The 20,441-nt window shown below is 74.0% G+C and carries 20 protein-coding genes; 13 read left to right on the top strand and 7 right to left on the bottom strand.

Features of this window, described 5'->3' with window-relative positions; genetic code table 11:
• Nucleotides 1-31: 31 nt before the first annotated feature.
• Genes BUE45_RS11830 through BUE45_RS11820 form a run of 3 tightly spaced genes read right to left on the bottom strand, consistent with a single transcriptional unit; the run spans nucleotide 32 to nucleotide 2,618 of the window.
• Nucleotides 32-535 (bottom strand): flavin reductase family protein, encoded by a 504-nt coding sequence (locus BUE45_RS11830; protein ID WP_218619524.1) that lies wholly within the window; start codon nucleotides 533-535, stop codon nucleotides 32-34.
• 27 nt (nucleotides 536-562) lie between these two features.
• On the bottom strand, nucleotides 563-988 hold the full coding sequence (locus BUE45_RS11825) for an ester cyclase (protein WP_073378749.1): 426 nt from the start codon (nucleotides 986-988) through the stop codon (nucleotides 563-565).
• On the bottom strand, nucleotides 966-2,618 hold the full coding sequence (locus BUE45_RS11820; protein WP_073378747.1) for a BCCT family transporter: 1,653 nt from the start codon (nucleotides 2,616-2,618) through the stop codon (nucleotides 966-968). The genes BUE45_RS11825 and BUE45_RS11820 overlap by 23 nt, the downstream gene beginning before the upstream one ends.
• Nucleotides 2,619-2,857: 239 nt before the next feature.
• Between BUE45_RS11820 and BUE45_RS11815 the strand changes: the two genes are divergently transcribed.
• Genes BUE45_RS11815 through BUE45_RS11790 form a run of 6 tightly spaced genes read left to right on the top strand, consistent with a single transcriptional unit; the run spans nucleotide 2,858 to nucleotide 7,564 of the window.
• Nucleotides 2,858-3,481: an amino acid synthesis family protein gene (locus tag BUE45_RS11815; RefSeq protein WP_073378745.1), complete on the top strand. Its 624-nt coding sequence runs from the start codon at nucleotides 2,858-2,860 to the stop codon at nucleotides 3,479-3,481.
• Nucleotides 3,478-4,029, top strand: a complete 552-nt coding sequence (locus BUE45_RS11810; protein ID WP_073378743.1) for an amino acid synthesis family protein — start codon at nucleotides 3,478-3,480, stop codon at nucleotides 4,027-4,029. The genes BUE45_RS11815 and BUE45_RS11810 overlap by 4 nt, the downstream gene beginning before the upstream one ends.
• Before the next feature lie 6 nt (nucleotides 4,030-4,035).
• Nucleotides 4,036-4,767, top strand: coding sequence for an alpha/beta fold hydrolase (locus BUE45_RS11805; RefSeq protein ID WP_073378741.1), 732 nt, complete (start codon nucleotides 4,036-4,038; stop codon nucleotides 4,765-4,767).
• Nucleotides 4,760-6,250, top strand: coding sequence for an aldehyde dehydrogenase (locus BUE45_RS11800; protein WP_073378738.1), 1,491 nt, complete (start codon nucleotides 4,760-4,762; stop codon nucleotides 6,248-6,250). Before BUE45_RS11805 ends, BUE45_RS11800 begins: the two co-directional genes overlap by 8 nt.
• A 1-nt stretch (nucleotide 6,251) precedes the next feature.
• Complete coding sequence (locus BUE45_RS11795) at nucleotides 6,252-6,524, top strand: tautomerase family protein (protein WP_073378736.1); 273 nt, start codon at nucleotides 6,252-6,254, stop codon at nucleotides 6,522-6,524.
• Nucleotides 6,521-7,564 (top strand): LLM class flavin-dependent oxidoreductase, encoded by a 1,044-nt coding sequence (locus tag BUE45_RS11790; RefSeq protein WP_073378734.1) that lies wholly within the window; start codon nucleotides 6,521-6,523, stop codon nucleotides 7,562-7,564. The genes BUE45_RS11795 and BUE45_RS11790 overlap by 4 nt, the downstream gene beginning before the upstream one ends.
• Nucleotides 7,565-7,710: 146 nt before the next feature.
• On the opposite strand, the gene BUE45_RS11785 is transcribed toward BUE45_RS11790, so the two are convergent.
• The 4 genes from BUE45_RS11785 to BUE45_RS11770 all read right to left on the bottom strand — a co-directional run bounded on the left by BUE45_RS11785 (nucleotide 7,711) and on the right by BUE45_RS11770 (nucleotide 12,400).
• On the bottom strand, nucleotides 7,711-8,889 hold the full coding sequence (locus BUE45_RS11785; RefSeq protein ID WP_084737143.1) for an oxygenase MpaB family protein: 1,179 nt from the start codon (nucleotides 8,887-8,889) through the stop codon (nucleotides 7,711-7,713).
• 335 nt (nucleotides 8,890-9,224) lie between these two features.
• Nucleotides 9,225-10,745 (bottom strand): tripartite tricarboxylate transporter permease, encoded by a 1,521-nt coding sequence (locus BUE45_RS11780; RefSeq protein WP_073378732.1) that lies wholly within the window; start codon nucleotides 10,743-10,745, stop codon nucleotides 9,225-9,227.
• Nucleotides 10,746-10,754: 9 nt separating this feature from the next.
• Nucleotides 10,755-11,381 carry a tripartite tricarboxylate transporter TctB family protein gene (locus BUE45_RS11775; RefSeq protein ID WP_084737142.1) on the bottom strand — a complete coding sequence of 209 codons (627 nt, stop codon included), beginning with the start codon at nucleotides 11,379-11,381 and terminating at the stop codon, nucleotides 10,755-10,757.
• Entirely contained in the window at nucleotides 11,381-12,400 is a 1,020-nt protein-coding gene (locus tag BUE45_RS11770; RefSeq protein WP_073378730.1) for a Bug family tripartite tricarboxylate transporter substrate binding protein, read from the bottom strand. The genes BUE45_RS11775 and BUE45_RS11770 overlap by 1 nt, the downstream gene beginning before the upstream one ends.
• A 142-nt stretch (nucleotides 12,401-12,542) precedes the next feature.
• On the opposite strand from BUE45_RS11770, the gene BUE45_RS11765 reads away from it, so the two are divergent.
• From BUE45_RS11765 to BUE45_RS11735, 7 genes are all read left to right on the top strand, one after another.
• Nucleotides 12,543-13,418 carry a LysR family transcriptional regulator gene (locus BUE45_RS11765; protein WP_073378728.1) on the top strand — a complete coding sequence of 292 codons (876 nt, stop codon included), beginning with the start codon at nucleotides 12,543-12,545 and terminating at the stop codon, nucleotides 13,416-13,418.
• 217 nt (nucleotides 13,419-13,635) lie between these two features.
• The gene (kdgD, locus tag BUE45_RS11760) at nucleotides 13,636-14,541 is read left to right on the top strand and encodes a 5-dehydro-4-deoxyglucarate dehydratase (RefSeq protein WP_073378958.1); all 906 of its coding nucleotides are present in this window, start codon (nucleotides 13,636-13,638) and stop codon (nucleotides 14,539-14,541) included.
• On the top strand, nucleotides 14,542-16,194 hold the full coding sequence (locus BUE45_RS11755; RefSeq protein ID WP_073378726.1) for an aldehyde dehydrogenase (NADP(+)): 1,653 nt from the start codon (nucleotides 14,542-14,544) through the stop codon (nucleotides 16,192-16,194).
• Nucleotides 16,191-17,516: an enolase C-terminal domain-like protein gene (locus tag BUE45_RS11750; protein WP_073378724.1), complete on the top strand. Its 1,326-nt coding sequence runs from the start codon at nucleotides 16,191-16,193 to the stop codon at nucleotides 17,514-17,516. The genes BUE45_RS11755 and BUE45_RS11750 overlap by 4 nt, the downstream gene beginning before the upstream one ends.
• Nucleotides 17,517-17,543: 27 nt before the next feature.
• The gene (locus BUE45_RS11745) at nucleotides 17,544-18,743 is read left to right on the top strand and encodes an L-talarate/galactarate dehydratase (RefSeq protein WP_084737138.1); all 1,200 of its coding nucleotides are present in this window, start codon (nucleotides 17,544-17,546) and stop codon (nucleotides 18,741-18,743) included.
• Nucleotides 18,744-19,084: 341 nt separating this feature from the next.
• Complete coding sequence (locus BUE45_RS11740; RefSeq protein ID WP_073378722.1) at nucleotides 19,085-19,660, top strand: snapalysin family zinc-dependent metalloprotease; 576 nt, start codon at nucleotides 19,085-19,087, stop codon at nucleotides 19,658-19,660.
• A gap of 119 nt (nucleotides 19,661-19,779) precedes the next feature.
• Nucleotides 19,780-20,199 carry a hypothetical protein gene (locus BUE45_RS11735; RefSeq protein ID WP_073378720.1) on the top strand — a complete coding sequence of 140 codons (420 nt, stop codon included), beginning with the start codon at nucleotides 19,780-19,782 and terminating at the stop codon, nucleotides 20,197-20,199.
• Nucleotides 20,200-20,441: the final 242 nt, after the last annotated feature.

Below are 20,441 nucleotides of genomic sequence, written 5' to 3'. Positions count from 1 at the left end.
TTCCTTGTCCGTGTCGGGGTCTCGCGGCCGATTATCCCAGAGGGGGCAGCGCCGCCCCGTCGAAGAACCGGCCCGCGCTGTAGACCATGGGGGCGCCGTCGGTGACGTCCGCGTGGACCACGCGGCAGATGAAAACGGTGTGGGTGCTGGCCCGGAGCCGCTCCCGGATCTCCACCTCCATCCGCGCGCTGCTGCCGTCGAGCAGCGGGCTCCCGTGCGGGCCGGGCGTCCAGTCCACGTCCCTGAACTTGTCGTCGGACTTGCCCGCGAAGCGGGTGACGACGTCGAGCTGGCCGGTCGACAGGATGTTGATGGCCAGGTGGTCGGTGCGGAACAGGCAGTCGTGCGTGGAGGAGGTGTGCTGGACGCACACCATGACCACGGCCGGGTCCAGGGAGATGCTGGAGAAGGCGTTGACCGCCAGCCCCTTGGGGACGCCCCCGTCGAGCGCGGTCACGACGGTGACGCCGGTGACGAACTGCCGGTTGACCTGCTTCATCAGGTCGGTGGTGGGCGGGGCGGCGAGCGTGTTCACGGTGGTGCTCCTTGTCATCGCGGTGGCTCAGTCCTGTCCGACGCTGATGATGCCGATCGCGGTCAGCAGCGCCCGGGGGTCCCAGGTCACGACCTCCTCCGCGATCCGGTCGCCCTCGAAGCGGGCGAAGGTGGCGCCGCCGACCCGCACGACGCGGCCGGTGGCGGGGACCCCCATCAGCGGGCCCTGGTGGGTGCCGGTGCTGTGCCAGCGGATCGCGGCCCGGTCGCCCTCGACGACGATCTCGTCGAGGGTGGTGGCCAGGTCGGGGAACGCGGACCGGGTGGCGAGGATCGACGCCTTGAACGCCTCCGGGTCCTGGGGCGGCGACTCGGCGCTGTGGCGGCGGTAGCCGTCGGCGAGGAGGCCGTCGAGCGCGTCGACCTCGCCGAGGTTCCACGCCCGGGCCCAGACCCGCTCGATGAGTTCCCTACGGGTTTCGGGGTGCGGCATCGGACTTCTCCTTGTCGTTGTCGTTGTCGGCACGGTGGTCCCGCACGAGTTCGCGGCCCAGGGCGAGGCTGAGCCCGGCGATGATCACGAGGAAGGGCAGCGAGGTGACGATGACCGTGTTCTGGAGGGCGTCGAGGCCGCCCGCCAGCATGAGCACGATCGCCGTGAGGCCGGTGATCAGGCCCCACAGGACGAGGACGGGGCGGCGGGGGTCGAGGGCGCCGCGGGAGGTGAGCGTTCCGAGCACGTGGGTGTTGGAGTCCGCGCTCGTCACGAAGAAGATGACCGTGAGCAGGATGGCGACCACCGAGGTGGCGGTGGACAGCGGGAGGTGCTCCAGGGTGGCGAAGAAGGCGTTGCCGAAGTCCGCCGCCGTCTGCGCGGCGATGTCCCCGCCCTGGAACAGGTCGACGTGGATGGCCGTGCCGCCGAACACCGCGAACCAGGTGAAGAACGCGACGCTGGGAACGGTGAGGACACCCGCGATGAAGCCGCGGATGGTGCGGCCTCGGGAGATGCGGGCGAGGAAGATCCCCACGAACGCCCCCCACGAGACCCACCAGGCCAGCATGAAGTAGGTCCACCCCTGCATCCACTCCAGGTCGCCGAAGGCGGCGCCCTGGAGGCTCATGCGGAAGAAGTCGCCGGCCCACATCCCGATCGACTCGATGTACAGGTTGACGAGGAAGACCGTGGGCCCCATGACCAGCACGAACACGAACATCGCGGTCGCCAGGCCGCCGCTGACGAAGCTCAGCCACTTGATGCCCCGGTCGATGCCGGTGACGGCCGACAGGGTGAAGAGGGCGGTGACGGCGGCGATGATGAGGACCTGCGGGACGGAGTCGACGGGGATCCCGAACAGGCGGCCCATCCCGCTGTTGATCTGGAGCGCCCCCAGGCCCAGCGACGTCGCGGTGCCGAAGAGCGTCGCGAAGACGGAGAGCACGTCGATCGCCTTGCCGATCGGGCCGTCGGCCCGGTCGCCGAGGAAGGGGCGGAAGAGCTGGCTGACCAGGGGCCGGCGGCCCTTGCGGTACGTCGAGTAGGCGATGGCGAGGCCGAAGACGGCGAAGATCGCCCAGGCGTGCAGCCCCCAGTCGAAGTAGGAGTACTGCAGGGCCCGCACCGCGGCCTCGGGGGTGTTGGGCTCGGCGAGGCCGTGCGGCGGAACGGCCAGGTGCGAGATGGGCTCGGCGACGCCGTAGGAGACGAGGCCGATGCCCATGACCGCGCCCAGGAGCATGGTCAGCCACGCCAGGTTGGAGAACTCCGGCCGGTCGGTGTCCTTGCCGAGCCGGGTGCGGCCGATGGGGCTGAACGCCAGGGACACCAGGAAGACGAGGATCGCCAGGGTGATGAGCAGGTAGCTCCACCCGAAGGACGCGGTGACCCAGTCCAGGGAGGCGGCCGTGACCCTGTTGAGGTTCTCGGTGAACAGGGTCGCCCAGGCCACGAACACCGTGGCGACCGCGATCGAGGCCCAGAAGACCGAGCCGAGCCGCCCGGTGCCGTCGCGCCGGGCGGGCGGCGCCTTCCCGGTCCCGGAGCCGTCGTCGCGCGGCGCCACGAGGTCTTCCGGTTCCGCCGTGCGGTTCGCACCCGAACCCACGTGAACTTGCTCGGACATGAAACTCCTCGTGTCGGTGAGCCGCCGCTACGGCTCTGGCATGCAAGAGATCGTAAGCCACGTCACAGGCGAAGTGTCAAGGGCCACCGTCGCACAGGGACCGCGGACCACGGCGAGAACCAGGGAAATCCCAGTTCAATAAGGAGGTTGAGAAAATATCCCGGACGTCCGCGAATCCCCGGAAGTCGGATCACGGCCGCCCTTGACCTTGCATACATGAGACGCCTAGGGTCTGTGCCATGCAAGAGATCGCTACCAATGCCCCGCGCATCGACCTGCGCAAGCTGGTGACCTATCGCGATGTCGTCGTCACCGAGGCGGGAGCGCGTCCGGACCGGCCCGCGCACCGCGCGAGCGTCGCCGCCGTGGTGCGCAACCCGTGGCTCGGGACCCCGCCGCGCACCGACCTGTCGCGGGAGCAGGCGCGCGTGGCACCGGTGCTGGCCGGCCTCCTCACGGACCGGCTCATCGCCGCGCTGGGCGGCGCGGACCGGATCGAGGCCTTCGGCAAGGCCGCGATCGTCGGGACCGGCGGCGAGATCGAGCACGCGGGAGCGCTCATCCACACGCCGTTCTTCGGCGACCTGGTGCGGGAGTTCCTGGAGGGCGAGTCCATCATCTGCTTCGCGGACGCCCGCGCCGAGGCCGGCGAGGACCTGGTCGTGCCGCTGTGGCACAAGACCCGGGCGGCGACCCGCAGCCACTACCAGACCGTCACCGCACGCGTCTCCGACGCGCCCCGCGCCGACGAGATCGTCGTCATCGCGGCCGCCTCGACCGGGCCCCGCCCGCACCCCCGCATCGGTGACCGCACCACCGACAGCGCCGTGACCTCGGAGAACCTGGAGAGAGTCCTGACATGAAGATCCGCAAGATCGTCACCCACGTGGAGGAGATCCACACCGAGGGCGGCCGACCGGTCGAGCCCGCCGCCCGCATCGCGGTCGTGGCGGCGGTCATCGCCAACCCCTGGGCCGGGCAGGGGTTCGTCGAGGACCTCGGTCCGGGCATCGACGCCACCGCCTCCGACCTGGGCCGGCTCCTGGCGCCGGAGGTCCTGCGGGCGCTCGGCGCCCCGGCCCAGGCCTACGGCAAGGCCGCCATCGTGGGCCTGGACGGCGAGGTCGAGCACGGCTCGGCGCTCATCCACACGCTGAAGTTCGGCGACCACTTCCGCCGGGCGGCCGACGCCACGACCCTGCTGCCCGCCGTCGAGAAGCGCGGCGGGGCGGGCACGGTGTTCGACATCCCGCTCAAGCACGTCACCGACCCGACGATCCGCTCCCACCACCAGACGGTCGAGGTCCGGGTCTCCGACGCGCCCCACCCGGGCGAGATCCTCGTCGCGCTCGCCGCCGCCTCCCGGGGACGGCCGCAGCAGCGGCTGGCCGACCTCTCCACCGAGCAGTAGGCCGCCATGACCCGACCGACCCTCGTGCTGCTGCACGGCGTCGGGCTCGACCACACCATGTGGGAGCCCCTCGCCGGCCCCGCGGCCGACCGCTTCACCGTCGTGGCGCCGGACCTGCCCGGGCACGGGGGCGGCGCCCCGGCCCCGGAGGGCACCGCGCTGGCGGACCTGGCCCGCGGCGCCGCGGCGCACATACCCGCCGGCTCCCACGTGGTGGGCTTCTCCCTGGGCGCCCTCGTCGCCCAGTACCTGGCGCTGCACCGGCCCGACCTGGTCGCCACGCTGACCTCGGTCAGCTCGGTGTGCCGGCGCACGCCCGGGGAGAGGAGCGCCGTGCTCGCCCGCCTGGACGCGGCGCGCGCCGACTTCCCGGCGTCGGCGGCGGCCTCGCTGCGGCGGTGGTACGCGGACACCGACGTCGACGCGGAGCGGGTGGAGCGCACCGGGCGCACCCTGCTCGCCAACGACGTGGACTCCTTCCTGCGCTGCTACCGCGTGTTCGCCACCGCGGACGCCGAACTGGGCCCGGAGCTGGGAAGGATCTCCGTGCCCGCCCTGGCCGTCACCGGGGAGGACGACCCCGGGTCGACCCCGGAGATGACGCACCGGCTGGCGGACGCGATCCCGGGCTGCCGGGCGGTCGTCGTGCCCGGGGCACGCCACATGCTCCCCGTCCAACGGCCCGGGGCGCTGCTCGACAGCCTCACGGACTTCATCGGAGACCACGCCCATGTCTGAACTCAGGAAACTGGACCACCTCATCGGCGGCGAGCGGGTCGCGCCCGCCTCCGGCGACCACTTCGAGAGCACCGACCCGACCACCCGCGCGCCGCTCTACCGGGCCGCGCGGGGCGGCGCCGCGGACGTCGACCGCGCGATGGCCTCCGCCCGGCGGGCCTTCGAGGACCCGCGCTGGCGCGACCTGAGCCAGACCGGGCGGGGCCGTCTCCTGCGGCGCCTGGGCGACCTGGTCGCCGAGAACGCCGAAGAGCTGGCCCGGATGGAGACCCGCGACAACGGCAAGCTCCTGCGGGAGATGCGCGGCCAGCTGGCCGGTCTGCCCGAGTACTACTTCTACTACGCGGGCCTGGCGGACAAGATCCACGGGGACGTCGTCCCGGCCTCGGACCGGCGGGTCCTCAACTACACCTCCCGGGAACCGCTCGGGGTGGTCGGGGCGATCACGCCCTGGAACTCGCCGCTGACCCTGACCACCAGCAAGCTCGCCCCCGCCCTGTGCGCCGGGAACACCGTCGTGGTCAAGCCCTCCGAGCACACCTCGGCGAGCGTCCTCCGGCTGGCCGAACTGGTGGTGGAGGCGGGGTTCCCGCCGGGGGCCGTCAACGTGGTCACCGGGTTCGGCGCGGAGGCCGGCCAGGCGCTGGTGGACCACCCCGGCCTGGCCAAGATCTCCTTCACCGGGAGCACGGGCACCGGGGCGCGCATCGCCTCCGCCGCGGCCGGCCGGTTCGTGGGCTCCACCCTCGAACTCGGCGGCAAGTCCCCCAACATCGTGTTCGGGGACGCGAACGTCGCGAACGCCGCCATGGGGGTCGTCGCGGGGATCTTCGCCGCCGCGGGGCAGACCTGCATCGCCGGCAGCCGCGTCTTCGCGCACCGGTCGGTCTACGACGAGCTCCTGGAGCGGGTCGCGGAACGGGCCGGGCGCATCCGCATGGGCGACCCGATGGACGACGCCACCGAGATCGGCCCCCTGGCCTTCGAGGCGCAGCGGGACAAGGTCGCCGGGTACGTCGACCTGGGACGCGGCGAGGGCGCGCGGGTCCTGACCGGCGGTCGCGCCTCGGACGGCGGCGGGCTGGGCGGCTACTTCTACGAGCCCACCATCCTCGTCGACGTGGACAACGGCATGCGCGTCGTGCGGGAGGAGATCTTCGGCCCCGTCCTGGCGGTCATGCCCTTCGACACCGAGGAGGAGGTCCTGCGCCTGGCCAACGACACCGAGTACGGGCTCGCGGCGGGCGTGTGGACCTCGGACCTGGCCCGGGCCCACCGCATGGCCGCCCGCCTGGAGGCGGGGACCGTGTGGGTCAACACCTACCGGGCGATGTCGCCGATGTCCCCCCGCCAGGGCTTCAAGTCCAGCGGCGTCGGCATCGAGCACGGCACCGAGACCGTCAAGGAGTACACCCGGCTCAAGAGCGTGTGGATCAACACCGACGAGGGGCCCGTCTCCGACCCGTTCGTGCTGAGGAGCTGACATGCCCCAGGTCGACATCACCCTGGCCCGGGGCCGCACCCCGGACCAGGTCAGGGCCCTGATCCACGAGGTGCACGCCGCCGTGCTGCGCACCACGGGCACCAGGCCCGAGCACGTCCGGGTCGTCGTCCACGAGGTCCCGCGGACGCACTGGGCGACCGGCGACGTGACGCTCGCGGAGGCGGACTCCGCCCCCGGGCCGGACGCCGGACCGCAGACCGACAGCGCCGCCGAAGGGCGGCCCGCCGACACCGAACACCAGGAGTGGCAGTGAGATTTTCCCTGTTCGCGCACATGGAGCGCTGGGACGAGGACGTGAGCCCGGCCCGGCAGTTCGAGAACCTGACCGAGCTGACGCAGATCGCCGAGGCGGGCGGTTTCGGGACGGTGTGGATCGGCGAGCACCACTCGATGGAGTACGTGGCCTCGCCGAGCCCGATCCCGCAGCTCGCCTACCTGGCGGCGCGCACCACCACGATCCGCCTCGGCGCGGGCACCATCATCGCGCCCTTCTGGAACCCGCTCCGGGCGGCGGGCGAGACCGCGCTGCTCGACGTGATCAGCGGCGGACGGGCCGAGATCGGGATCGCGCGGGGCGCCCACCAGTTCGAGTTCGACCGGATGGCGGGCGGACTGGCGGCGGCCGACGGGGGCGGGCACCTGCGGGAGCTGGTCCCGGCGGTCCGCGCCCTGTGGCGGGGCGACTACGCGCACGACGGGGAGATCTGGCGCTTCCCCACGTCCACCAGCGTGCCCAAGCCGGTCCAGCGGCCGAACCCGCCGATGTGGATCGCCGCGCGCGACCCCGCGTCCCACGACTTCGCGGTCGCCAACGGCTGCAACGTGATGGTCACCCCCCTGATGAAGGGCATCGAGGAGGTGGAGAACCTGGTCGGCAAGTTCAACACCGCGGTGCGTGCCCACCCGGAGGTGCCGCGGCCCGAGCTGATGGTGCTGCGGCACACCCACGTGCACAGCCCCGGAGATCCCGAGGGGTGGCGCCCGGCGGCCGAGGGGATCCAGCGGTACTACCGCACCTTCGACGCGTGGTTCGGGAACCGGAAGACGCCGGAGAACGGGTTCCTGGAGCCGAGCCCGGTGTCGAAGTTCGCGGAGCGGCCGGAGTTCGCGCCGGAGTCGCTGCGCAGGACCGCGGTGATCGGCACGCCGGAGGAGGTCGTCGAGCGGCTGCGCCGGTACGAGGAGCTGGGCATCGACGAGTACAGCTTCTGGATCGACAACAGCCTGTCGCACGAGGAGAAGCGGGCGTCCCTCGAACTGTTCGTCAAGGAGGTCGTGCCGGCCTTCCGGTAGGCCCGGGGGCCGGGGCCGCGCGGACCGGTCGAACGTCCGCCCGGGGCGGACGCCCGGCCGGCGCGGGCCGGGCACACCGCCGCGGGGGCGGGCGCCCCCGCGGCGGCCCCGTTGCGGCCCGGGCGGGCCGCACCCGGTGCCGGGGCTCACCCGGCCGAGGCGTGCTCCTGGTAGGCGGTGCCGTCGGTGAGCGAGGCGACGAGGCCGCCGAAGGCCGCGATACCGGCCTCCTCGGCCCGCCGCAGCGCACCGGGGGCCTGGAGCAGGTGGGCGCGCGCCTTCGCCTCGGCCGCCGCGAGCAGCGGCAGGACCGGGGTGAGGGGGGACTCCGGGATGCCCAGCGCGTCGGCGTGGGCGCCGTGGTACCTGCGGGCGAGCGCGTGGAGCAGGTCGCGCCAGTCCGGTTCGGTCATCGGCGAGCCCGGGGCGGAGGCCAGCCTGGCGCCCGCCGCGTCGAACAGGGCCGCGACCAGCGCCCTGCTGTTCTCGTCCGGCGCGTCGGCGGTCGAGTCGACCAGGTCCAGCAGCTCCCCCGCCCGCTCGTGGTCATCGACCCCGAGGAAGAACTCCCCGTCCAGGCCCAGCAGGTGGCCCACGTACCACCAGTAGCGGTAGAGGCGCTCCTGCTCCTCCCGGGTGAGCCGGTGGCCGACGCCCTCCAGGAACCTGAACGGGACCACGGTGAAGTCGAGCCACGTGCGCGCGACGTCGGCCTGGTTGATGGGGACGCCCCACCGGTCGGCGTCCCAGCCGTGCGCGGTGGCCGACGCCCGCACGCGGGCGTGCAGCAGCCGGACCTGGACGGTCTGCACGTAGCCCGGGGCCCCGCGGAGCAGTCCGCCGGGCAGGATCGCCGACGCGTTCCACAGCCCGGTCTCGGCGAGCCGGCGCGGCGCGGTCGAGGTCAGCCTTCCCGTGCCCACGAGCAGCCGGGCGATCGAGGGGGAGCTGTAGGTGTGGGTCAGCGAGCCGCCCGCGAAGGCCAGGTTGCTCCAGTGGAACGGCACGGCCAGCGAGGTCAGGTCGCCCTCCTCCAACAGGTCGGCCGACACCCAGTCGGGCACGGTTTCCGTGTGGTCGAGCAGCGCGGCGACGGCGGGCGGGGCGTCCGGCACGCTCGCGCGGCCCTCGGCGAGGCCGCGCTGGAGCGCCGCCCGCGCGGGCCGGCCGAGGTCGTCGAACTCGGTGATGACGGCGTCCGCGAGCGGGTCCCCCGCCCGCAGGCTTCGCACGAGGAGGTCGGCGCGGTCGCCGTGGCGTTCACGGGCGCCGTCGAGGCCGGTGACCCGCAGGGGCGCCGGCGGGGTGTTCTCAGAGTCGGTCATGGGGTCGTTTCTATCCCCGCCGGCCGAGGGCAGCCACGGCCCGCCGATCCCCCCTTCCGGCGGCGGGGCGTCGGCCGGCGGCAGGAGCGGGCCGGATCGGGGACGGGGGTGCACGTCGGAGGGCAGGGCGCCCGGGACGTGAGGCGGGAGGGCGGGCGGCCCCGGCTCCAGCGGTGCGGCGGCGGCTCGGCCGGCGGGCACGGCCGCGGAGCGGCCACCGCTCGGGCGGGAGCCACGGCTCCGGCGGTGGCTGCGGCCGAGGCTCCCCGTACGACGGCCGCGGCGCACGGCAGGGCCCCTCCCCCAGTGGGGGCGGGGCCCTGCGGACGCGGTCCTCAGGCGCCGGTGCGGGTCTTCTCCCGGTCGGCGGGGGCGGTGCGGCGGGACCACAGCATCCGCGCCACCGGGAGGAGGACGACCACGAGCAGGAGCAGGAGCAGGGTGCCGGAGATGGGGCGCGTGGCGAAGCCCAGGGCGTCGCCGTCGAACAGCAGCAGCGACCTGCGCAGCGAGCTCTCCAGCAGCGACCCCAGAACGAACGCCAGGACCAGGGGTCCGGGCTCGAACCCGAACTTCTTCATGAGGTAGCCCAGCGCGCCGAACACGACCACCAGGACGATGTCGAACACGCTGTTGCGCACCGTGTACACGCCCACCAGGGTGATCAGCACGGTGATCGGGGCGAGGATCGCCGGGCGGATGCGCAGGATCCGCACGAAGAGGCCGACCAGGGGGATGCTCATGATCAGCAGCAGGATGTTGCCGATGTACATCGAGTTGATCACCCCCCAGAACAGCTCCGGCTCCTGGGACACCAGCTGCGGCCCCGGGGGCACGCCCTGGATGAGCAGCGCGCCGAAGATGACCGCCATGGTGGCGTTGGCCGGGATGCCCAGCGTCAACAGCGGGATGAACGAGGAGGTGGCCGCCGCGTTGTTGGCGGTCTCCGGCGCGGCCACGCCCTCCACCGCGCCCCGGCCGAACCGCTCCGGGGTGCGGGAGCGGCGCTTCTCCAGGGCGTAGGAGGCCATGGAGGCGAGGGTGGCGCCGCCGCCGGGCAGGATGCCCAGGACGAAGCCCAGGACGGAGCCGCGGGCGATCGCCCCGGAGGACTGGCGCAGGTCGGAGCGGGAGGGCCAGGTGTTGGTGACCTTGACCGCGCCCGAGACCGCCCGGTGGCGCTGCTCCAGGTTGTGCAGGATCTCGCCGATGCCGAAGAGGCCCATCGCGATCGGCACGAAGTCGAGCCCGTCGGCCAGGGCGAGGGAGTCGAACGTGAACCGCTCGGCACCGGTGAAGGTGTCGCGGCCCACGGTGGCCAGCAGCAGGCCGAGCCCGGCGGCGACGAGCGCCTTGACGCGCCCGCCGTTGCCGACGGTGGCCACCAGCAGGATGCCCAGCAGGGCCAGCACGGTGTACTCCGGCGGCCCGAAGCTCAGGGCGAAGCCCGCCACCAGGGGCGCCACGACGGACAGGGCGACGATCGAGACAGTGCCGCCCACGAACGACCCGATGGCCGCGATCCCCAGGGCGGTTCCGGCGCGCCCCTGCCGGGCCATCACGTGGCCGTCGAACACCGTCACCACCGACGACGCCTCGCCGGGCAGGCGGAGCAGGACCGAGGTGATGGTGCCGCCGTACTGGGCGCCGTAGAAGATGCCCGCGAGCATGATGATCGCGGTCACGGGCTCGATGCCGAAGGTGAGGGGCAGCAGGATCGCGATGGTGGCCGCGGGGCCCAGTCCGGGCAGCACCCCGACCAGCATGCCGATCACGACGCCGATCAGGCAGTAGAGCAGGTTGGTCGGTTCGAGGACGACACCGAACCCGTTGATCATGGGGGCCAGGGAATCCATCGGCATTTCCTAGAAGAGGTGGGGGATCGGCACGGACAGCAGGCCCACGAAGACCGCGTAGAAGGCCGCCACGATGAGGACCGAGGCCACGGCGGACAGCCGCCAGGACTCGCCGCCGAGGAAGCGCAGCCACACGAACGCCAGCAGCGCGGAGGGGATCTCGAAGCCGATCGTGCCGATCAGGGCGATGAAGCCGGCCATGGTGCCGATGCCGGCGAGGATCTTCCACGACGCGGCGGAGAAGGCCTCGGTGTCGGCGGTGCGGCGGGCCGTCCCCAGCAGGACGCACCCCAGCACGGTGATCACGGCGCAGACGACCAGGGGCCAGGTGCCCGCCGCGGGCTCGGCGGGGGTCCCCGGTCCCAGGGACCAGGACCCGAGGCATCCGACCGCGCCGAAGGCGGTGACCACCAGGGCGACAGCGGTGTTGGTCCGAGGTCTCGGCGGCTCCGGGGCCTCCTCGAACCCGGGCTCCGCGTCCTGGACGGGGTCCGCTCCGGCCGGCGGCCCCGGGGGCGCCGCGGCGGGGCCGGGCCCCTCCGGGCCGTCCGGGGCTCCGGGGCCGTCCGGGGCGGGCGCCCCGCCGGAGGCCTCCCCGGCCTCCGGCGCGGTGCGCTTCGCGGGTCCGGGCCCCATCACCCTTCTCCGCGCATGTCGATCCCGTACTCCTCGACCATGGCGCGGTAGTCCTCCAGGGAGGCGCCCCACTCCTGCGCCACCTGGGCGGGCTCCGTCTCGTGCGGGGTGTAGAAGTTGTCCTCGTTGAAGGCCTGGTAGGCCTCGCTGGCGAACACCTCGCCGAACGCGGACCGCAGCGACTCGACGGTGTCCTGCGGGGTCCCGCCGGGGGCGACGACGGCCCGGTACTGGGAGACCAGCACGTCGTAGCCCTCCTCGGTGGCCGAGGGCACGTCGGGCAGGTACTGGTTGCGCTCGTCGGCGAACGTGGCCAGCGGGGTCAGCTCGCCGGCCTCGATCTGCGGCATGGCCTCGCCGATCTGCACCACGCCCACGTCCACCTGCGAGCCCAGGACGGCGACCAGGGTGGGCGAGCCGCCGTCGAAGGGCACCGGGGTCCCCTCCACCTCCGCCTGGGCGAAGAGCAGTTCCTGCGCGAGCTGGCTGCCGGTGCCGACGCCGGTGGTGCCGTACTTGATGCCGTCGCCGTCGTCGACCACGTCCTGGAGGGTGTCGAAGTCCGAGGACGCGGCGGTGACGAGCACGTAGTCGTCCCGGGAGATGCCGGTGACCACCTCGAAGTCGGCCAGGTCGACGACCTCGTCCCCGGCCACGGCCAGCGGGGTGATGGCGATGAGGGAGGCGTTGATGACCATGAGGCTCTGGCCGTCGGGCTCCTGGCCGGCGAGTTCGCCCGCGGCCAGGGCGCCGTTGGCGCCGGGGGTGTTGATGACGGGCATCGCCACGCCCAGCGGCTCCTGCGCGCCCTCGGCCAGGGCGCGGGCGATGAGGTCGGTGCTGCCGCCCGGGTCCTGGCCGACGAGGAGGTCGATCGGGCCCCGGGGGTAGTCCTCTCCACCACCACCGCCCCCGCTCGACAGGTTCCCGCCGCAGGCCGCGGCGGACAGCGAGAGACCGACGGCCGTGACGGCGGCCGCCGTTCGGCGCGCGTACCGCCTGCGCGGTGTGTGGATCATGTTTCCTCCTGCTTGCGGTGCCGTGCCGGGGGATCGGTGCACCTGTGAACGGGGTCACGCCTTCGGGTGAGTGGCAGCATAGAAAGCCCTGATCATGCATGTCCAAGTCGAATGCGGCATAAGCTGATACCTTCAGGGCATCATGTTCTCTTTCGACCAGCTGCGCGGGTTCGTCGCCGTCGCGGAGGAGCTGCACTTCGGCCGGGCGGCCGAGCGCCTGTCGATGACACAGCCCCCGCTCAGCCGGCAGATCCAGAAGCTGGAGCGCGAGGTCGGGGTCCTGCTGCTGGAGCGCGACCGCCGCCACGTGGTCCTCACCGCCGCCGGGGAGGCCTTCCTGGCCGAGGCCCGGCGCCTGCTCGCCCTGGCCGAACGCGCCCCCGACCTGGCACAGCGGATCTCCGCCGGGTCCAGCGGCACCCTGCGCATCGGGTTCACCGCGGCCTCGTCCTACGGGGTCCTGGGCCGCCTGCTCAACGCCGTGGAGGAGCAGCTCCCGGAGATCGACATCGAGCTGGCGGAGATGGTCACCCGGGAGCAGGTGGCGGCGCTCTCGTCCGGCGAGCTGGACCTGGGCCTGGGCCGTCCCCCCTTCGACTCCGAGGTCTTCGGCTCCCGGATCCACCACCGCGAGCAGCTGCTCGTGGCGGTGCCGCGGGAGCACCCGCTGGCGGCGCGGCCGGGCCCGCTGCGGCCCGACGACCTCATCGACGTGCCGCTGATCATGCACTCGCCCATCAAGGCCCGGTACTTCTACGACCTGGTGGTGAGCCTGCTCCCCATCTCGCACCAGAACGTCGTCCACACGGTCAGCCAGGTCCTGACCATGGTCTGGCTGGTCGCGGCGGGCCGGGGCATCGCGTTCGTCCCCGCCTCGGCGACCGGGCTGGGGGTGGAGGGGGTGGTCTACCAGGCGCTGGAGGGGCTCCCGGAGAACCCGGTGGAGCTGCACCTGCTCTGGCCGCGCGCCTCGCGCAACCCCGTCGTGCGGCGCGTCCTGGAGATCGGGCCGCGCTGAGCGCACGCCGCCCGGCGGGCGGGGCGGCCGGCGCGGACCCCCTGCGGCACGGGACCGGGGCTCCGGTCCGGACCGCCTGATACCCCCCGGGTATCAGTTGATGCAAAACCAGTCTTGGACAGCATCGAAACGCACTCCGTACGGTAACGGCAACAGCCCGCGGGCACCGGCCCGCCGGGTCCGCCCCCCACCTACGCGAGGACGACGCGTGAACCCGATGCACCCCGATGACCTGGCACGGCGACTCTCCTCAGGACTCCTGTCCTTTCCCGTGACCCACTTCGACGCCGATCTCGCCTTCGACGAGGACCGTTACCGGGAGCACCTGTCCTGGCAGGCGGACCACGACGTGGCGGGCCTGTTCGCCGCGGGCGGCACCGGGGAGGGCTTCTCCCTCACCCCCGAGGAGATCGACCGGGTGGTGCGCGCCGCGGTCGGCGAGATCGGCGGACGGGTGCCGGTGCTCGCCCCGGCGACCGGCGGCACCGCCGCCGCCGTCGCCCAGGCCCGCGCCGCCCAGGAGGCCGGCGCGGACGGCGTCCTGCTGCTCCCCCCCTACCTCACCGAGGCCGGGCAGGCGGGCCTCATCGAACACGTGAGCGCCGTCTGCGCGGCCACCGACCTGGGCGTGATCGCCTACAGCCGGGCCAACGCCGTGTACACGCACCGCACCGTGGCCGCCCTCGCCGAGCGCAACCCCAACCTCATCGGCCTCAAGGACGGCGTCGGCGACATCGAGGCGATGACCCGGACCTACGCCACGGTCGGCGACCGCCTCATCTACATCGGCGGGCTGCCCACCGCCGAGACCTTCGCCCTGCCGCTGATGGAGCTGGGCGTGACCACCTACTCTTCGGCGATGTACAACTTCGTCCCCGAGTTCGCCCTGGAGTTCTTCGGGGCGGTCCGGTCCCGGGACCGGGCGGAGGTCTACCGCCGCCTCAACGAGTTCGTCCTCCCCTACCTGGAGATCCGCGACCGGGGCCGCGGCTACGCCGTCTCCATCGTCAAGGCGGGCCTGGACGCCGTCGGGCGCGGCGGCGGCCCGGTCCGCCCGCCGCTGACCTCCCTCGCCGACGACGAGCGCGAAGAGCTCGCCGCCCTGATCCGGAAGGTCGCCTGAATGACCGAGCACACCACCCACCCGGAGCACCCGGTCCTGGACGGGCGCCCCCTGGTGGCGGGACGGCCCGTCGAGGGGGCCGCCGGCACCCTGCTCGCGGTCGACCCCGCCACCGGTGAGGAGTTCGGCCCGCCCGTCGGGCTGGTGGACGCCGCCCAGATCGAGGAGGCCACCCGGGCCGCGGAGGAGGCCTTCGACGCCTTCCGGTCGCAGACCCCGGCCGAGCGCTCCGCGTTCCTGCGCCGGATCGCCAACGAGATCGAGGCGCTCGGGGAGGAGCTGGTGGACCGCGCGGTCCGCGAGACGGGCCTGCCCCGGGCCCGCATCGAGGGGGAGCGCGCCCGCACCACCGGCCAGCTGCGCATGTTCGCCGGCATCGTCGAGCGGGGCGACGCCCTCCAGCCCAGGATCGACCCGGCGCTGCCGGACCGGACCCCGCTCCCCCGCCCCGACCTGCGCCTGGTGCACATCCCGATCGGGCCGGTCGCGGTGTTCGGCGCGAGCAACTTCCCCCTGGCCTTCTCCACCGCGGGCGGCGACACCGCCTCCGCGCTGGCGGCGGGCTGCCCCGTCGTGGTCAAGGGGCACAACGCCCACCCCGGCACCGCGCTGCTCGTCGGCCGCGCCGTCGCGGCCGCCGCGGCCGCGTCCGGGCTGCCCCCGGGCGTCTTCTCCGTGCTGTTCGGGGAGGGCAACGGGATCGGCCGGGACCTGGTCTCGGACCCGCGGATCAAGGCCGTGGCCTTCACCGGGTCGCGGGCCGGCGGGCGCGCCCTCATGGACATCGCCGCCGCCCGTCCCGAGCCCGTCCCGGTGTTCGCCGAGATGTCCTCGGTCAACCCCGTCGTGATCCTGCCCGGCGCCCTCGCGGGCGAGGGCGCGACGGAGCTGGCCGACGCCTACGTCGCTTCCCTCACCCTGGGCTCGGGGCAGTTCTGCACCAACCCCGGCGCGGTGTTCGTCCCGAGCGGCCCGGACGGCGACCGGTTCGTCGCCCGCGCCGCCGAGGGCGTCGCCCGCACCGCGGGGCGGACCATGCTCACGTCCGGCATCGCCGCCGCCTTCGGCAGGGGCGTGGACGCGCTGGAGGGGCACCCCGGGACGGAGACCGCCGCCCGGGGAGAGGCCGGCCCCGGCCCCAACGACCCGGCCCCCGCGCTGTTCACCGTGGACCAGGCCGACTTCACCGCCGACCCCCGTCTCCAGGAGGAGGTGTTCGGCGCCGCGGGCCTGCTCGTGCGCTCCCCGTCTCCGGAGTCGCTCGCCGAGGCGCTGGAGGGGATGGAGGGCCAGCTCACCGCCACCCTGCACGCCGACGCCGAGGACCCGGACGACCTGGCCGCGGCGCGCGCCCTGCTGCCGGTCCTGGAGCGGCGGGCCGGGCGGGTGCTGTTCGGCGGCTGGCCGACCGGGGTGGAGGTCGCCCACGCGATGGTGCACGGCGGCCCCTACCCCGCCACCTCCGACTCCCGCGGCACCTCGGTGGGCGGCCTCGCCCTGCACCGCTTCCTCCGGCCGGTCTCCTACCAGGGGATGCCCGAGGCCCTGCTGCCGCCCGCGCTGCGCGAGGACGACCCGTGGGGCCTGGACCGGCGGATCGACGGTGTCCCCGCGGCCCCGGGGTCCGGGGGCACGGGAGGGGACCGGCGATGACCGCGCCCGTCGTCACCTCGGTCGAGGTGGTCCCGGTGGCCGGGCACGACAGCATGCTGCTCAACCTGAGCGGCGCCCACGGCCCCTTCTTCACCCGCAACATCGTGATCCTCACCGACAGCGAGGGGCGCACCGGCCTGGGCGAGGTGCCGGGGGGCGAGGCGATCCGCTCCACCGTCACCGACGCCGCCGACCTCGTGGTCGGCCGCCCCGTGGCCGAGCTCAACCCGCTCCTGCGCCGGGTGCAGGACGCCTTCGCCGACCGGGACCGGGGCGGCCGGGGACGGCAGACCTTCGACCTGCGCACCACCGTGCACGCGGTCACCGCCCTGGAGTCGGCCCTGCTCGACCTGCTGGGGCAGTACCTGGGCGTGCCCGTGTGCGACCTGCTCGGCGAGGGCCGCCGGCGCGAGCGGGTGCCCATGCTGGGCTACCTCTTCTACATCGGTGACCGGAACCTGGCGCCCCTGCCCTACCCGGAGGAGAAGGAGCCCGCCGACGACTGGGAGCGGCTGCGCCGCGAACCGGCGCTGACGCCCGAGGCGGTGGTGGCGCTGGCCGAGGCCGCCGCCCGGCGGTACGGGTTCCGCGACTTCAAGCTCAAGGGCGGGGTGTTCCCCGGGGAGGAGGAGGTGGCCGCGGTGCGGGCGCTGGCCGGGCGCTTCCCCGACGCCCGCGTCACCCTGGACCCCAACGGAGCCTGGTCGCTGGCCGAGGCGGTGCGGCTGTGCTCGGACCTGCACGGCGTGCTCGCCTACGCCGAGGACCCCTGCGGAGCCGAGGGGGGCTACTCCTCCCGCGAGGTGATGGCGGAGTTCCGCCGGGCCACCGGGCTCCCCACGGCGACCAACATGATCGCCACCGACTGGCGGCAGCTGGCGCACAGCGTGCGCACGCACGCGGTGGACATCCCGCTGGCGGACCCGCACTTCTGGACGATGCGCGGGTCGGTGCGGGTGGCCCAGCTGTGCCAGGACTTCGGACTCACCTGGGGGTCGCACTCCAACAACCACTTCGACATCTCCCTGGCGATGTTCACCCACGTGGGCGCCGCCGCCCCCGGGCCGATCACCGCCCTGGACACGCACTGGATCTGGCAGGACGGGCAGGCGCTGACCCGTCGGCCGCCGCGCATCGAGGACGGGGCGATCACCGTTCCGACCGCACCCGGGCTGGGCGTGGAACTGGACCGCGAGGCCCTGGACGCGGCCCACCGGCTCTACCTGGAGCACGGCCTGGGAGCGCGCGACGACGCCGCCGCGATGCAGTACCTGATCCCGGGATGGACCTTCGATCCCGACCGCCCGGCCCTGGTGCGCTGACACCCGCCCCTTCCCCTTGGAGCCCTGATGAACACTCCGTCCCCGTCCGGCGAGGCCCTGCGCACCGCGGGAGGGCCCGGCGGCGCCGCCGACCGGATCGCCTCCGTGACCCTCTCCCGCGTCGACCTCCCGCTGGCCGCGCCCATCAGCGACGCCAAGGTGCTCACCGGCCGCCAGCGGCCGCTCACCTCGGTGTCGATGCTGTTCGCCGAGATCCGCACCGAGGAGGGCCTGGAGGGGATCGGCTACACCTACTCCAAGCGGGCGGGGGGACCGGGCCAGTACGCCCACGCCCGCGAGGTCGCCCACGAACTCGTCGGCGAGGACCCCAGCGACATCCAGCGCCTGTGGACCCGCCTGGTGTGGGCGGGGGCGTCCGTGGGCCGCAGCGGCCTGGCCGTGCAGGCGATCGCCGCCATGGACATCGCGCTGTGGGACCTCAAGGCCAAGCGCGCCGGACTGCCCCTGGCCAAGCTGCTCGGCGCGCACCGGGACGCGGTGGACTGCTACAACACCTCCGGCGGCTTCCTGTCCTCCCCGCTGGAGCAGGTCGTGGAGAACACCCGGGCCGCCCGGGCCGCGGGCATCGGCGGGATCAAGATCAAGGTCGGGCACCCCGACCGGCGGGTCGACCTCGCCCGGGTGGCCGCCGTCCGCGAGGAGCTGGGCGACTTCCCGCTCATGGTGGACGCCAACCAGCAGTGGAACCGGAGCACGGCGGTGCGCATGGGGCGCCTGCTGGAGGAGTTCGACCTGGTCTGGATCGAGGAGCCGCTGGACGCCTACGACGCCGAGGGGCACGCGGCCCTGGCCCGGGAGCTGGCCACGCCGATCGCCACCGGCGAGATGCTCACCAGCGTCGCGGAGCACGAGGAGCTGCTGCGGGCCGGGGCGGTGGACTTCATGCAGCCGGACGCCCCGCGCGTCGGCGGGATCACCCCCTTCCTGGAGATCATGGCGCGGGGCAGGCGGGCCGGGGTGCGCATGGCCCCGCACTTCGCCATGGAGATCCACCTGCACCTGGCGGCGGCCTACGAGATCGACCCGTGGGTGGAGCACTTCGACTGGTTGCAGCCGCTCTTCGAGGAGCGGCTGGAGATCGCGGACGGGCGGATGCGCGTCCCCGACCGCCCGGGCCTGGGGTTCTCGCTCAGCGAGCGGGCGCGCGAGTGGACCGCGCAGAAGGCGGCCGTGGACGCGGACGGGACCCGGGACCTCCTGGGCTGAGTCCCGCTCCGGGCGCGGGGGCGTGCCCCCGCGCCCGGCTCCGCCGGGGCGGGGGTCCACCGAACGCGACCGGTCGTCCGGGAGTGTCCCCGCGCCCCCGCGACGCACCGGAGCGCCCCGCGCCCCCGGGGCGTCGCGGGGTCCGCGGACGGGTGCGGGCATCCCCCGGGCCGGGGCGCGGGCGGGTACGGATGCTCCCCGAGCGCCGGTCCCGGGCCGCCGGACTGAGCCGGATTTAGTCGTTGTGCACGTCTTGTGGCGCTACGCCACTACGCATAGCATCGGGCCGACCCCACCGGGTCACCACTGGCATCAGCACCCCTACCCCCGGGAGCCCCCGCATGCTGAGACGTCTCCTCACCCCCCTGCTGGTCGCGCTGAGCGCGCTGGCCCTGACGCTGGTCGGCGCCGCCCCGGCCGCCGCCGCGCCCGCGGAACAGGACCGGCCGCTGCGCCAGACCGTCCTGTACTACGACTCCGGCCAGGCCGCGGAGTACACCTCCGCCGTCGCCGCGGCCGTGGACATCTGGAACTCCAGCGTCTCCAACGTCCGCCTGGAGCCCGCCCCCTCCGGGCGGCGCGCCGAGATCCGCGTCATCGCCGACGACGGCTGGCCCCGCGCCCACCTGGGCCCGGTGCGGCCGGGCGGGCAGGTCACCGTCTGGATGGGCCGCCAGGGCACCGCGGAGGGCTACGACGCGGTGCGCATCGCCGCCCACGAGCTCGGCCACAGCCTGGGGCTGCCCGACGTCAAGCCCGGCCCCTGCTCCTCGCTGATGTCGGGCTCCACCGGCGGCGTGAACTGCACCGTCCGCGCCCCCAACGCCTCCGAGCGCTCGCGGGTCGAGGCCAACTACGGCACCGGCCTGGCCGGACAGCGCGAGGCCGACGGACGGATCCTGGTCGACCGCTTCTGACCGGGCCGGGCGGGCGCCCCCGCCCCCGGCCCCGCCGCCTCCCACGGCGCCGGCCCGTACCGACGGGCCGGCGCCGCGCGCGTTGGGACGGCCGGACCGGGCCGTTCTACACTCCGGCCATGCGCACCGTGTTCGTGTTCCCGGCCGCCGGACTGGACGAGACCGTCGGGACGCTCGACCGGCACCTGCCCGGGCGGCGCCTTCCGTGGGTCATGGAGGGGTGCCTCTACATCGAGCTGGAGGTCGAGGGGACCGACCACCTCTTCACCGACTGGGAGCCCGGGGCCGTGGCGGCCCTCGACGCGGCGCTGGGGTACCACCCGTCGTGGGGGCTCCAGGTGGACGTGTCCGGGCGCGTCGACGGCACCGCCGAGGTCCACCGCATGGCGGCGCTGCTCCTGCGCGGCGGGGGCGTGGCCGTGGACGACTACTCCGACCACCCCTGGACCCCGCGGGAGATCGCGGACGGGGCCGTTGTCGGCGGACTGAGGTTCTTCGACTTCCGCGCGAACGGCGGCCGGGACGGGCCGCGGCCGTGAAGCGGTGCCGTGCACCCGGGAGGGGGTTCGGCGGGCACGGCGGCCGGAACCGGCCGGCCCCTGGAACCGCCGCGGTCGCCTCAACCGCGCCACGGGAGGGGGCTTCCGGTCGGGGCCCGACCGGGGAGGCCTCGGCGGGGCTGTCCGCGGCGGGACCGCCCGCCCCCGGCGCGCGGTTCCTCCCCGGGGCGGCGGAAGCAGGTGTCGGTCCCCTCCCACGCCCGGCCCCGCCCCAAGGCCCG

Origin of the sequence: Nocardiopsis flavescens (assembly GCF_900141985.1) — a bacterium.
Taxonomy (GTDB): Bacteria; Actinomycetota; Actinomycetes; order Streptosporangiales; family Streptosporangiaceae; genus Nocardiopsis; species Nocardiopsis flavescens.
This window is presented reverse-complemented; position numbering and strand designations above follow the sequence as displayed.